We start from the raw sequence: 14,323 nt of genomic DNA, 5'->3' as shown, positions 1-14,323 counted from the left end.
CTTTATCTAGGGAATGATAGGTAATTAGGTGAACTAACCATTGATTTAACCCGTGAAATCCTCCCATTAAAAACCCTACGACAATCGGAGGTAGTTTCAGATAATAAATAGCGACAAAGAAGGGAACATCGATGAGGGGATTAAAAAAAGTTTGTATCTGTGCGGGTAGGACATCATACTTAAACCTTCCTGTCAATAACATATAGGGATTATAAAAATGATAGTTTCGTAAATCCCAACTAACATCTTGACCTAAAATAACCGAGATAATCCCCAAAGCAATAAAGTAGATAATTGCCCAAAATAATGGATGAGAAAGTGGAAAACGTTTCAGCATTGTCATAATTTAAAATTCAAGATTTATCTGTTTAGTTTTACTAGCTTAACTTGGCAATTTATAGTTAAGGATGAGATTAAGATTACCTAGTAACAATCCCAAAAAGACAATCAGCATGATTATCTTGACAAAATTAGTTAAAATTTTCGATTTTTTCTCGGTTAAATCATTAAAGAAAAATCCCCCTAAAGTAATTGCCGTTCCGATAATAAAGTCATATCTACCGTAAGGGGAACTCAAAACCCAATCCTTAATATTTAAATTCACCGACCAAACGACAAGAAAAATAAAGATAGTGGCAGCACTGATAAAATCAGGGTTCTTACGAAAATCGTCTAAGAATATACCAAGCACTAGCAAGAGAAATCCATAGTAAGGAATTACATACCAAGCATAGTAATGGCTTTGAGCGCCAGAAAAAATAAGAAGAATTGTATAGATTAATATAGGAAAAATAATTAATCGTATCTTAGATATTTTCAAAGGAAATCTGGCAACTAACAGTAGAGTGATCCAACTAAAAATTAACCAACCATCCTCAAAAAAAACTGTAGGTAAAACTAGATTTTTTAACATAGCAAAATCCGTAAAGCGATTTTTATGTTCTTGGAGAGTAGTTAAAAACCAACTAAAATCATAAAACCAACCGTAAAGGTAATACAAACCTAAGGATAAAACTGCCGTCAGAGAAGCGATTAAGCTATCTCGCCAATTTTTTTGGAATAATAGTAAAGCGACTAGAGAACCTAGAATATATAATCCTGTCACCTTAACTAAAGGTGCTAAACCACCTAGAACTATAGCCAAGTATAGATACTTTTTTTGAGACTTTTCACCGTACTGAAGGAATAAAATTGCTACCGCTAAACTTAGACATAATAATAAATTTTCACTAACTGCTAAACGAGATAAAAAAACCGTATTGGGGTTAGTGGCAAAAATTAAAGAAGTTATAATCGCCACACCGGTATTAGTCAAACGTAAAGCTAATAAATAAAGCAAGAAAATAGAGAGACTGCCAAAAACTAAAGAAGGAATTCTAATTACTGTTAAACTACAGTCAAAAAATTCCTTTGCTCCCGATAAAATAGCCGTCATACCCACAATTAATCCAAACAAGGGAGGATGATCAAACCAAGGGGTAACAAAACGATAACGAACAGCAGTTTTTTCCCAAACTGTCACCAAAAAATCATCCGTGGGACTGAGGAAAGACCAACTGGTAGGAACTCCCTCTTGAATCAAACTCATGCCACTCCAAGCAAAAGCAAATTCATCTTGAGTCCAGTTATAGGGAGGCAAGGAATCGTACTGATAATATCTTAAGATAAATCCCAAGACCGTAATTAATACACCCAGAAATAGACGGTAATCAAACTTTTCAAAATTCTTAAATAGAAAATCTCGTTGCAGCATTATTCTGAAATTAGCTCGCTATTTATTTTTTGGGGTGAACCCGTGCTATTGTATCACGGTTTGACGGTTAAATTTTTTGGCAAACCCAGAGCGATTAAATACCTGATTATCGAGATGACTTAACCTTGATAATTTCTCCTTCGTAAATTCTCAGGGGTATCAAAGGGCAAACTCATCTTTAATAGCCAACTCTAGGCAAGGGACTCATTTCTAGGAGAAAAGTTCCCCAGTTTCTCCCTACTAAACTATAACTTAAGAGATTGACATTACCATCAGCAATATGCTAAAAAACATTAGCTTAAGTAGGGAGGCACAATTATTTGTAGGATAGGTTAGCGGTAGCGTAACATAATCGGGCGTTGGGTTTCATGCTTCAACCCAACCTACGTTCATCTTATATTTAATTCCACCCACCTACTTAATAGCCTAGTAACAACAATTACCCCGTTAAAAATCACTATATTTTCCCCTAAAGCAAAAATCTTTATCCTTAGTTGCCAACATGATTCGTCAGTTAAATTATTCTAGAGTTTGGTTGTTATTAATCCTTATTTTTGCCCTTTTCCTCCGTCTAAATGCCGCTTTTTCTTATCCTAATATTCTCTGGCCGGATGAAATTTTTCAGACCTTAGAACAGGGTCATCGACTAGCTTTTGGTAATGGGATGATACCTTGGGATTTTCGGGACGGGATTCGTTCTTGGTTATTTCCAGGCATTCTTGGCGGGATTATGAAGTTAACTGCTGGTTTTTCCGAGGGCTCCAGTGGCTATCTGGCCAGCGTCAAGATTTTCCTCAGTTTACTATCTTTAATCCCCGTTTGGATCGGATTCTTGATCGCCTACGAAAGTATCGGTTTGGCTGGTGCTATCCTAACCGGCGGTATTTGTGCGATTTGGTTTGAATTTATCTATTTTGCCCCGAAAGCCTTCACCGAAGTTATTGCTGCTTATTCCCTGCTAGTCGGCGTTTATTTAGGATGTTACGGCAAAAATCCCCCCTCTCGTCAGCGACTGTATTGGACGGGGTTTTTCTACGGATTGACCACCTATCTTCGATTTCATTTACTGCCTGCCATCGCCATCGCCCTCATTTATCAAATTAGACAAAAAAACTTTCCACAATTACTGCCCCTTGCCCTCGGTTTTCTCGGTCCGGTTTTGCTGGGTGGCGCTTTAGACACTTTCACTTTGTCCACCCCCTTCCAATCGATTTGGAAACTGATCTGGATTAATATTTTTGAAGGAAAATTTAATAGTTTTGGCGTATCCCCCTGGCAGCAATATTTTACTTGGTTAGCCCTCAATTGGTCTTGGTGGCTGTTTCCGATCCTCTTCTTCTCTGCAATCGCTGCTCGTCGTCACTGGATTCTCGCCCTTCTGGCCCTAGTTATTATCCTCTCTCACAGCTTTTTAGGTCACAAAGAATATCGCTATATGTTCCCTGCCCTACCATTAATTATTATTCTCGCCAGTTTGGGAACCGCCACTCTCGTCTCGCGTTTATCGTTAATGCGAGGTTCCCTCGCCAGCAAAACTATCATTATTTTTAGTAGTTTACTTCTTTGGGCTTTTCTATCCTGGTTATTGGCGGGGCGTTTTAATACCGACCAGACTTTTAATTTCGGACCGCCTTGGCAAAAACCGGGCTATACTCACTGGCAAACCCACGGCGGACAATTACAGGCCTATCAGTATTTAAGTAGCGAGAAAAAACTCTGCGGTTTAGGAGTAAAAGGATTGGCGTGGCAATATACGGGGGGATACGCCTACTTACACCAAGATGTACCGATTTATTTCCTCAAAGATAACCAAAATTTCGAGGAACTACAACCTTATTTTAATTATCTATTATTTAACCAAGACCGGGCCGCCGTCGGAGATTATCAACGGGAGAAATGCTTTAACGGAACTTGCGTTTACAGGCGATCTAATTCTTGTCAAGTTAACCCGAATTATCATATCAATCAGTATCTCAAAGAAGCTGGTGAGTAGGATCATATATCTTTAGGCAAACTTGCAGAATTTGTAAGGATTCAGGTGCCTCAAATGCAGTCACAGAGCGGCTTCTAAAATCTCAGAACTCGCTAAACTAACAGTTTCATTCTCAATAAGCACGAAAATTAAGGCTTTCAGCGTTTCTTAATGAGAATGAGGATTTGTCCATAATTCGCCTAAATGCTTACACAGCATGGGTTTGACTGCTTTTTGTCTGACCTGAATCCTTACCAGAATTTGTCAAAAATAAGTCTAAAAAGCAGAAAAAAAGTTAATTATCTAAGCGGGATAACTTCGATCATGAAAAAAGTTAAAATCTTGCCAATTTACCTAAGTTTTCTGATTTTAATCTACATACTTTTTGTGATCATCGTCAACCTCTCCTCTTTCCCCAGATTGCACGGAGATGAGGCTTGGTTTGGACTGAATGCCAGCAAAATCATCCACCACTGTTTTGATTGAATACTGTCCCAATTGTCGAGATTTTCCCAAATATTGGAAAATTATCTAAGGAAGTTACCCAGAATCTATAATTATTCAAAATCAATTATCTGCAAAAATTCTCAGCCTATATATTAACGAAAGCCAATAATAAGCTGACTTTAACCATCAAAAATTTTGGTAAATATCTTGACAAATGATCCCAATCGAGGGTATTATTAGAGTGGTTTTGGTAAAAATATCCAACAGCCAGACACCTTCTAGACTAACTTAAGTAGGGAGGCACAATTATTTGTAGGATGGGTTAGCGGTAGCGTAACCCATGCGGGCGTTGGGTTTCATGCTTCACCCCAACCTACGTTCATCTTATATTTAATTCCACCCACCCACTTAGTAAAATTAATTCCTTCCTATTGATAGATGAAAATCAAGAAATATCTTAAGTTCTGGAAATATCCTCGCTTAGTTGATGAACGAGAGACTTTAATTGAAGAACGAGATTCTCTCAAAGATCATCTGAAGAGTTTGAATCAAGAAAAACAAGAAATGATTCGAGAAAAAAATGCTCTTTATGAAAGATTAGGTCAGTTATCCTTAACCATTCCCGAACTGCAAGAAATTAGTCCGAAACTTCTCGATATTAGCGTGCTCAAAAATAAGGGCCGCCAGTTTCGAGTCCAATTAGATGCCGAAAAAGAAAAACTCGCTCCCGACAATTTTGGCTGGTATCCTTACAACACTTTAACCTGCTTCGAGATTCTCGAATTACTATTAACAGGTAAAAACCGTTTTCTCCTAGAACTAATCTCGGAAAAACCGATTGTTGATATTGGTTGTGCCGATGGGGATCTGGCGTTTTTTCTGGAATCTTTGGGCTGTAAAGTACAGGTGGTTGACTACGCTCCTACTAACTTTAATCTTATGCAGGGGGTTAAACTGCTCAAAACCGCACTTTCTTCCTCTGTGGAGATTCATGATGTTAACTTAGATTCCCAGTTTCTCCTCCCCGAAAAAAGCTATAGTTTAGTCATCTTCTTAGGAATTTTATACCATCTCAAAAATCCCTACTATGCCCTCGAAACCTTAGCGAAATCTGCCAATTATTGCCTGATTAGCACCCGCGTCACTAAGTTTAATACGGTGAGTAATGCCGCTAATCGAATCGATCTTTCCGCGATTCCTCTAGCCTATTTACTCGATGAACTAGAAGCAAATAATGATTCCACCAACTATTGGATCTTTTCTAATGCCGGGTTGCGCCGAATTTTACAGCGAACCGGCTGGGAAATTTGCGATTATATAACAGTAGGTAATACCGAAAACTCCGATCCCGCCAGTCGTGACGGCGATGAAAGAGCCTATTGTTTAGTAAAAAGTCGTTTCTATCAAGATTAGAAATGCCTAAATATCAGACCAGTCTCCTAAAAATATGAACTATCCCCCTAATCCCCTCTTAAACCGACGTAGTTTGCTGAAATTAGCGGCCCTAGCCGGAGGAAGTGCCGGACTAGCTACCCTTCTCTCCTCTCGGCTCAGTTATTCTGCCGACCAAAACCAAGCTAGTGCCGAGAATATAGAGGCAATAGAGGAATTTTTGCGGCAAATTCGCCCAGTAAATTCGCAAAATCTCCAGTGGACAGAATATAGCTTTGAAACAGTCACCGTTGATCGTCGAGGGCAAATTATCGATCGCCGTCAGGGTAGCGCTCGCTCCTGGCGCGAACCCCTAGGCAACGGCAGCGAACTAGAAATGGTGGCTATTCCGGGGGGCAGTTTTCTACGAGGCTCGAAAAATGAAGAAAGAGGCGATCATACTAGCAGTGAAAAACCAGAAAATTCCCTGACGACGGCGGCTTTTTTTCTGAGCAAATACCCGATCACCCAAGCACAATGGCGAGCGATCGCACAACTTCCCAAAATTAATCTCGAACTCAACCCGGCGCCCTCCTTTTTCCAAGGTGATAACTTACCCGTTGAGAGAGTCTCCTGGTACGAGGCGATCGAATTTTGTCAAAGACTCTCCCGATCCACCGGCAAAGATTACCGACTAGCGAGTGAATCACGCTGGGAATACGCCTGTCGCGCCGGTACAACCACCCCCTTTTACTGCGGGGAAACCCTCACCAGCGAGCGGGCCAATTACTTTGCCGTCTATGATCCCTACGCCGAAGAACCTAACACCACCTATCTGGCCAGGACTACCCCGGTGGGCAGTTTCGCCCCCAATAATTTCGGTCTCTACGATATGCACGGCAACGTGGGCGAATGGTGCGCCGATAGCTGGCACCGGAATTACGAGGGAACCCCGCCCCTGGATGGTAGTGCTTGGTTAGACAGGGATACTCGCTTGCAGCCCCGTTATCGTTCCGCCCGCTTAGTGCGAGGGGGCAGTTGGGGCGATGAAGCCAGGCACCTACGCAGTGCCAATCGCACCTTTTGCCCTCCTGAGCAACAGCACAGTGTCTTGGGTTTACGAGTCATGGCCGATAGTACCGGTTAATCAATGCTTGTGTCCGCCCAAGAGACGACAAAGGTATGGTTCAATAGGTTAGGTTCCAAAGGGCCAAAAGTATTCAGAATCTTCTGCCGTTGTCAGTGCGTCTATAGCTAAATCAACCGCGAGTGAGGTCAAATTTTTCATGAAGGTACAGCAGTCTCATCTTTTCTTAACTCCCCCCACAGGAGATCTACAGGTACCTTTATCTCCTCCTCCCCCGGACGACGGCAACTTAGAAGAAGAAAAAAATTATCCTCTCAGCCTGTCTCTAGTCATTCCCACCTACAATGAACGGCAAAATATCGTTCAATTAGTCAACATTCTCAGTCAAATACTTGACGAAGCCCTTCCCAACGATTACGAACTGATCGTTGTCGATGATAATAGTCCTGATCGCACTTGGGAAGTCGCCGCGTCTTTAATCCCTGAATATCCCCAGCTGCGAGTGCTGCGCCGGGAGGGAGAAAAAGGCCTATCCTCGGCAGTGGTACGGGGGTGGCAAGTGGCACGGGGCGACATCCTTGGGGTCATCGATGCCGATTTACAGCATCCCCCGGAAGTGTTATTAAAATTATTCGAGCAAACCAGAGCCGGAGCCGATCTCGCCCTGGCTAGTCGCCATGTGGAAGGGGGTGGAGTCAGCCAATGGAGTCTGACTCGACGCTTCCTCTCCCGGGGGGCGCAGCTGTTGGGATTAGTCATTCTGCCTAACGTGGTGGGACGGGTATCGGATCCGATGAGTGGCTATTTCATGGTTAATCGACAAGCGATCGCTGGCCCGATCTTAAACCCGATGGGCTATAAAATCCTCCTCGAAGTTATCGGTCGCGGCAATATCGACCGGATCGCCGAAGTGGGTTACGTTTTCCAAGAGCGTCAAGACGGTGAAAGCAAAGTCACCTGGCAACAATACATCGAATATATCCTGCACTTGCTGAAATTGCGTTCCCGCGGTCGTTTCGGTGGCCTGAAAAGGCGTTGGCAATTCCCCCTCGCTCGCTTTCTTCGCTTTAGTTTAGTCGGGTTTAGTGGCGTATTCGTCGATATGGCCATCTTTTATCTCCTCAGCGATCCCACTACCCTCGCTTGGGGAGTAACTCGCAGTAAGATTATCGCCGCCGAGGTGGCCATTATTAATAATTTTCTCTGGAATGATCGCTGGACTTTTGGCGATTTGTCCACTGGCCAAAATCAGTGGCAGCAGCGTCTGAAACGTTTTCTTAAATTTAATCTTATTTGTTTGGCCGGTTTGATCCTCAACGTGCTGCTCTTGAACTTTTTCTTTAATGTCTTACATATTAATCGCTATATTGCTAACTTAATAGCGATCGCTATGGTTACTGTTTGGAACTTCTGGATGAATTTAAAACTCAGTTGGCGTGTGACGGAGGTTAAACCCGAAAAGTCCAGCAAGCAATAGTAAAGCCCGGGAAAACTTGGCCTCTCATCCTGCAAACCCTTTTTAACTCTCGTTCAACCGCTGGCAGCCTTAATTTTCGGGACTTAAAAGCGGCCCAGGGTCAACAGGAAACCGATTACTGGAGATTAAGTCTCAAAGAGGGGATGGAATGGCTTAATCAAAATGCCGCCGCTAATTCTACCATTGTCGTCGCTGACCCAATCTTTGCGGCGGAAATGGTACAAGACTACCAAAAAAACTTGACGATGATCGAAATGACTGCTATTCCGCCGATTTCCCTGCAAAACTACCGTATCGCCGCGATTATTCCCTGTCACAACGAAGAACTAACGATCGCTAAAGTGGTCTCCCAATTCCAAACTTTTCTGCCAGAAGCGGCAATTTATGTTTATAACAACCGCTCTAGCGATGATACCGTGACCGAGGCGCTGAAAGCGGGGGCGATCGTTCGTCAGGAAATCCAACCGGGAAAAGGCAATGTTGTCCGGCGGATGTTTGCCGATATCGAGGCCGATATCTATATTCTCATCGATGGTGATGATACCTACGAAATTGCGGCAGTACGACGCTTAATTGAACGAATGTTGGGGGAACAATTGGATATGGTGGTCGGTGCGCGTCGGGAAGCGGCAAAATCCTCCCAGGCTTATCGTCCCGGTCATCGCGCTGGTAATCTATTTTTAACAGGATTGGTGAAATTTCTGTTTGGAGCGCGTTTAATCGATATGCTCTCCGGTTATCGCGTCTTTTCTCGTCGTTTCGTCAAATCTTTTCCCGCTTTGTCCAATGGTTTCGAGATTGAAACCGAGTTAACTATCCACGCTTTAGAATTAAAAATTCCCTTCGCCGAAGAACCAACCCTCTACGGGGAACGTCCCGAAGGTTCCCAAAGTAAGTTAAAAACCTTTCAAGATGGCTGGCGAGTATTGGGAACCGCTATCCTACTTTTTAAAGAAATTCGTCCTTTTCTCTTTTTTAGCCTTGTCTCGCTAATTTTGGCGGTTATTTCCCTCCTCTTAGCGATCCCCGTCCTGTTTGAATACCTCGAAACCGGCTTAGTACCACGTTTTCCCACCGCTATTTTATCGGCCTCGATCATGCTTTTAGCCTTTTTAAGTTTGACCTGTGGCATGATCCTCGATTCCGTCTCCCGGGGACGAAAAGAGATGAAACGAATGGCCTATCTAGCTAACAGTTGGCTGAAAGGTTAGGGAAAAAGTTCGCTAAACATACAGGTCTAGGTCACATCTGGGGTTAAACCGTCTCTAACCGTTGCAGCACGGAGGAGGGTTTTTTGTCAATAAATTCCGCCGGCGAAATTTGATATTTAATCAGATTGGCTAATTCCTGTAGTTGGCTGATGGCTTCTGCACCTTCGAGTTTCATTAACTCTCGATCATCGCGCATTTCTGTCCAGGTGATGCCGTAATCGGACACGAGAAACCGAATTAGATGGGTTTCACCCAATCCCACCATAAAAGATGCGCTGTTCATTTGACCGCCACAGGTGTAGCAAGATGCTAGATAACCTTGATTTTCTAGTGCGATCGCTAAGGCCTGTAAATCCATGACCAAGTCTTTGACTAGTTGGCGATGCTGTTCTGCAAGTCGTTTAAACACAATGTTCCTCCTGACAACACTGATCAATTATAAAGCCTTAAGACTTTTTTAAGATTCTTTTTTGAGAAAATAAGGTAAATGAACCAGGTTGTTTTACGGATGTTAAGTAACAAAATGTAAAGAACCCGATACCTAGAGTAGCGTGAATTCCTGAGATAGCCAAGTATATGTAAGTACAAAGCCACCAGTTTACCCATCTTTCCACCCCCTCGATCCCAACTATTCCCATCATGCCTATTTTTAAAGTTTAAGATCCGGTTTCGACAAAAAAGTTCGCAAATCTATGTTGACTGCCTATCCTAACCAAGAAGTTAATTTTACACGACTACTTACTTAATAGTGACGTGGAGTATAAACCCATTGCTTGCTTTTCCCTTGCTCAATCAGGCGAGTTTTACTCGATCCGATCAAAATTATGGTTCGCATATCCGCATCTTTAATAGTCATATCCTTTAGGAATTTCACCGTCACTGTTTCCCCTTTTCGTCCTAAATTACGCGCTAATACCACGGGAGTTTGCGGCGATCGCCATTGTAGTAAAATCTCTTTTGCCTTCTCCAATTGCCAAGTGCGCTCTTGAGACACAGGATTATAAAATGCGATCGCTAAATCAGCACGGGCCGCTAACTCAATGCGCTGAGAAATCACCTGCCAAGACTTGAGAAGATCCGATAGGGAAATCGCACAAAAATCATGGCCTAAAGGTGCGCCAACCCTGGCGGCCGCCGCCTGCATGGCCGAAATCCCCGGACAGACCTGAATGGCCACCCGCTGCCATTCCTGTTTTGCTTTTTTTTCTAATACCTCAAACACGGCCGCGGCCATGGCATAAATTCCCGGATCTCCGGAGGAAACTAAGACAACCGATCGCCCCTTAGCCGCTAAATCTAGGGCAATTTCTGCGCGATCGAGTTCCACCCGATTATCCGATTCATGGCGGACAATTTCTGGTTTTCGCAGGGATTCTACCAAATCCAAATAGGTTTTATAACCCACCCAATCCGTGGCTTTTTCCAATACTTCTCGAACTTCCGGCGACATCCAATTTAGCGCACCCGGTCCGGTTCCGACTATGGCTAATTTACCTTGACTTTCCTGGGCCAAATCCCCTAGTGGTAAACTGGATTTTTCCTTAATTTGCTGGCTTTCCTCATACAGATAAACTAAACAGGCAGTGCTAGGTTTTGCCAAGTTTAAGTTACTTTTATCGATAATCTCAATGCTCAGTTTTGCATCTGATGAAATCGGTAAATTACTATTTTTTAACCAGTCCGCTTCACCGATTAATTTTACTTTTTCACCCGCCAATAAATCGGACAGAAACTTCTTAGCATCATCGGGATTAAGTAACTGATAACCCGGGGGTGGCGATAATAAGGTCGTTTTAAATCTAATATCACCAGTGGTGGTAATTGCGGGGGAAATTTGCCAAACCGAGGCAATTTGACGAGCGAGATCATTAACCCCTTGTAAACCCCCCAACAAAGGCACTACGGCGCTACCATCTTCGGCGATTGCTAATACAGGCGGTTCTTGCCATTTATTAGTTAATAAAGGTGCTAAAGTGCGAATTAAAATACCCGCCGCACAAATGCCAATAATTGGCGTTCCCATCTGGAAAAATTCTCGCACCGTTTCGCCAAAATTAGTATAGGTAAAATCAGCCGAATGGGTACGATTTATTAACCCATAAACCACTGCTTCCGGTAGGGACATTTGCACTTGACGAGCAACGGGGATACTGGTTTCTCCTAAAATGAGAATAGCTGGAGGTTTCATTTGGCTTCCCCTGACTGCGCTGCAGTTAACTTTTGGATAAATTCTTGATGTTCTACCGAGTTAATTCCAGCCTTTAAGATGTCCAACACCCGTGACATATTGCCGTTGAGCATGGCTGAAATATCTAACCACAAACCTGGAAATACTAGAGAGCAAATCACCCCTTCTTGGTTGGGTAACAAAGAAATATAATCGCCATTTTCTAAACTAAACCAATCAATCTTTTGATCAAATACCTGCCAAATAAGGTATTCTTGAATGCCACTGCGACGATAAGCACGTTTTTTATCCCCTAAATCTATGGCGGCACTACTAGCGGCAATTTCTACCACTAATTCCGGCGCTCCTTCTAGGTATCCCTCTACAGTTAGGGTTGATTTTCCCCCGCTTTCTTGACTAATTAATAACACCCCATCCGGCTGTAGTTCGTTGTCGATATCCAAGCGGACTGTTGGCTCAATACCCATTTGTACTTGGGGGGTAGCAACTTTGTATGTCCATAGCCAACCCACAAGATTGCCATGGGGTTCAGCATGAAATTTAAACCTTAATGGGGATGCCATATACACAACTCCTTCGATCAGTTCGGCTTTTTTTAATCCTGGCATAGCTTGATAACGGCGCTCGAATTCGGGACGAATTAAGCGATCCCCATTTTCTAACGGGGGTAAATGTTGAGTGGTTACAATCTGAGAAGTTAAGGATTTAACCGGAGAAGAAGTCATGGTGGCAGTCTTTGGGAACAAAACAGCATTGATTTTATTATAGATTGTTTCATCGGACTTCTTGAGGGATTTAACTTTTAACTGAAATTTCGCCAGAAGTCCTGAGCTTTTAGCGATGGGATGAATGGCAACCAACATATAGACAATTCCCCAAAACTATAGCATTTATCTTAGTGGTGAGGTACAAAGTTTTCGTTTTGGGAAGTCGGTAGTCGATACCAAATTAGGTTACACTTCATCTAGTATGAGAAACGCTGTCATAACTGATATAGCGCCCCTAAATGAAATGTAAACGTCCTCTGCTTGCCGTCAAGCGACACCCGACTTCTAGAGCCTACCCATTCACGAATCAATTAGGCACACTATAACTGATAACTGATAATCGATAACTGATAATGTTGGTTCCCCTTACCCGTCAATCGATCGAGCAAATTGTCCCGATTATCGCCACCGGCCCCCAGTACGCTCACTATTGGGGTAAATGGTCTGATTTTCTGCGCCGTTTATTCATTTCTATCATCGCTCTCACCGCAGCTTGGTTAATCGGTAATTTATTCGGCCCGGGTGGTTTAACAATTAAACTAATTTTCGACATTATCGCCGGTTTATATTGGCTCTGGGGTCCGGTTTATTGGGCCAGTGTTCGCAATAATACCTATCGTCGTCTTCCCTACGGGGGGTTTTGGCGCGGTCGCGTTTTCGATGCTTTTGTCACCGAGGAATTAATCGGGGAAGAAGAAAGGGTCAATAAACGCGGGGAATTAGAGATTATCGAAAATCGCCAACGCTGTATTAATCTAGAAATCGGTGATCAAACTGGCTTTTCGGCGATCGTTCGCGCTCCCCTCAAACGCATTCATAAATCGATCCGTCCCGGGATGGTGGCCGAAGCTTTGTTAATGTCTCGAGAACCCGATTTAGGGGATATCAATCAGCTTTCTGATGTCCATCTTCCCCAACTCGACCAGTGGATAGGGGAATATCCTGTGCTGCGACGGGATATTTTTCAGCAAGTTAGTCGCGAATTGGGAGGGGGAAAAGAACCCCGGCCAAAACCTTCTCGTTATTCTAATAATGTCATCCGAAGACGCAAAACCCGTTAATGGTTCGGCGATCTTTGAAAAGATACCAGTTTCTCAGTCATCAATGAATAATAATTTACAGATTTTGGCTAATTTAATCCTTGTTTTTGCTGTTTTTGAACCATCAAAAATTAATTATGCAAGGGGTTCAATATAATGTTAATTGAGCTTAGAAGGAGATAAATTGATGACGGCATCCTATGAGCAAGACTTTGGACTTTGGGCCGAACAAATGGCCGATTTATTAGCCTCTGGTCGGTTTTCCGAGTTGGATATTGAGAATTTAGTCGAAGAGGTGCGGGATTTGTCGAAACGGGAGCGCGATCGCTTACTCGCTAGTCTCAGATTAATTTTGCATCATTTATTAAAGTGGGACTATCAACCTCAACGGCGATCCAGGGGTTGGTTGGGAACTATTCAGGGAGAAAGAGCTAATATTAGGCTTTATTTGGACGATAGCCCCAGTTTAAGGCGATATTTAACCGATGAAAGCCTATTTAAACTCTATGCTGTTGCTTGTTGCGATGCCTTTAGAGGGACGGGATTGGAGTTTCCCCCCGTTTGTCCCTACGGTATTGAGGATATTTTAAATCGTTCTCTTCATTTGTCGGAACGATAGACGAATCCCCTCACCTAACGACTGTATCTTAGAATACATTTTGCCTACCAAAACCAGCCGAAACCCCTAGTGATTTTCTTCTTCTCTATTTTCAATATTTATTGCTGACATTTCTGAAGGCAAAGGAGTTGCTAACGAATATTGACATCAATCATCAATTGATTTTTTTCAATCTTTATATTCGCTCTTTTCACAACAATGAAAGCAGAAATAGAATCACTGGCATCGTATTCAAGAGAAAAATCTCTTTTATAACTATACTTTGCACGGCTACAACTTGCATTTTTTACTCAAGGACAATAATATAGTTTAAGAGTCATAATTAGAAGCAAAGCACTCATTAAAAACATGATTAACCTAGAATTCACGGAAGAAGAAAAGAACTCACTGT

11 protein-coding genes and 1 pseudogene are annotated in these 14,323 nt (G+C 42.7%); 7 read left to right on the top strand and 5 right to left on the bottom strand.

What is annotated here, in order from left to right:
* Both IM500_RS23750 and IM500_RS23745 read right to left on the bottom strand, forming a co-directional pair.
* Window positions 1-343: pseudogene (locus tag IM500_RS23750) on the bottom strand (hypothetical protein); the annotation flags it as partial.
* A 39-nt stretch (window positions 344-382) separates the two neighbouring features.
* On the bottom strand, window positions 383-1,753 hold the full coding sequence (locus IM500_RS23745; protein ID WP_190723050.1) for an ArnT family glycosyltransferase: 1,371 nt from the start codon (window positions 1,751-1,753) through the stop codon (window positions 383-385).
* Window positions 1,754-2,255: 502 nt separating this feature from the next.
* On the opposite strand from IM500_RS23745, the gene IM500_RS23740 reads away from it, so the two are divergent.
* The 5 genes from IM500_RS23740 to IM500_RS23720 all read left to right on the top strand — a co-directional run bounded on the left by IM500_RS23740 (window position 2,256) and on the right by IM500_RS23720 (window position 9,318).
* Window positions 2,256-3,746 (top strand): glycosyltransferase family protein, encoded by a 1,491-nt coding sequence (locus IM500_RS23740; RefSeq protein ID WP_190723049.1) that lies wholly within the window; start codon window positions 2,256-2,258, stop codon window positions 3,744-3,746.
* Between the two features lie 864 nt (window positions 3,747-4,610).
* Window positions 4,611-5,585, top strand: coding sequence for a methyltransferase domain-containing protein (locus IM500_RS23735; RefSeq protein ID WP_190723048.1), 975 nt, complete (start codon window positions 4,611-4,613; stop codon window positions 5,583-5,585).
* Between the two features lie 34 nt (window positions 5,586-5,619).
* Window positions 5,620-6,690: a formylglycine-generating enzyme family protein gene (locus IM500_RS23730; RefSeq protein ID WP_190723047.1), complete on the top strand. Its 1,071-nt coding sequence runs from the start codon at window positions 5,620-5,622 to the stop codon at window positions 6,688-6,690.
* A 139-nt stretch (window positions 6,691-6,829) separates the two neighbouring features.
* Entirely contained in the window at window positions 6,830-8,107 is a 1,278-nt protein-coding gene (locus IM500_RS23725) for a glycosyltransferase (RefSeq protein WP_190723046.1), read from the top strand.
* Window positions 8,108-8,352: 245 nt separating this feature from the next.
* Window positions 8,353-9,318: a glycosyltransferase family 2 protein gene (locus IM500_RS23720; RefSeq protein WP_190723054.1), complete on the top strand. Its 966-nt coding sequence runs from the start codon at window positions 8,353-8,355 to the stop codon at window positions 9,316-9,318.
* A 43-nt stretch (window positions 9,319-9,361) separates the two neighbouring features.
* Here IM500_RS23720 and IM500_RS23715 read toward each other — a convergent pair whose 3' ends face one another.
* The 3 genes from IM500_RS23715 to IM500_RS23705 all read right to left on the bottom strand — a co-directional run bounded on the left by IM500_RS23715 (window position 9,362) and on the right by IM500_RS23705 (window position 12,369).
* Window positions 9,362-9,727 (bottom strand): DUF1815 family protein, encoded by a 366-nt coding sequence (locus IM500_RS23715; RefSeq protein ID WP_002801757.1) that lies wholly within the window; start codon window positions 9,725-9,727, stop codon window positions 9,362-9,364.
* A gap of 333 nt (window positions 9,728-10,060) precedes the next feature.
* On the bottom strand, window positions 10,061-11,506 hold the full coding sequence (gene cobJ / locus IM500_RS23710) for a precorrin-3B C(17)-methyltransferase (protein WP_287739644.1): 1,446 nt from the start codon (window positions 11,504-11,506) through the stop codon (window positions 10,061-10,063).
* Window positions 11,503-12,369, bottom strand: coding sequence for a Uma2 family endonuclease (locus IM500_RS23705; protein WP_190537542.1), 867 nt, complete (start codon window positions 12,367-12,369; stop codon window positions 11,503-11,505). The genes cobJ and IM500_RS23705 overlap by 4 nt, the downstream gene beginning before the upstream one ends.
* Window positions 12,370-12,626: 257 nt before the next feature.
* Here IM500_RS23705 and IM500_RS23700 point away from each other — a divergent pair, with 257 nt between their 5' ends.
* Together IM500_RS23700 and IM500_RS23695 are read left to right on the top strand one after the other, a co-directional pair.
* The gene (locus IM500_RS23700; protein WP_024970548.1) at window positions 12,627-13,334 is read left to right on the top strand and encodes a DUF8619 family protein; all 708 of its coding nucleotides are present in this window, start codon (window positions 12,627-12,629) and stop codon (window positions 13,332-13,334) included.
* Window positions 13,335-13,500: 166 nt separating this feature from the next.
* The gene (locus IM500_RS23695; protein ID WP_190537538.1) at window positions 13,501-13,932 is read left to right on the top strand and encodes a DUF29 domain-containing protein; all 432 of its coding nucleotides are present in this window, start codon (window positions 13,501-13,503) and stop codon (window positions 13,930-13,932) included.
* The last annotated feature ends 391 nt before the right edge of the window (window positions 13,933-14,323 follow it).

This window comes from Microcystis sp. M179S2 (assembly GCF_020245805.1).
GTDB lineage: Bacteria > Cyanobacteriota > Cyanobacteriia > Cyanobacteriales > Microcystaceae > Microcystis > Microcystis aeruginosa.
This window is presented reverse-complemented; position numbering and strand designations above follow the sequence as displayed.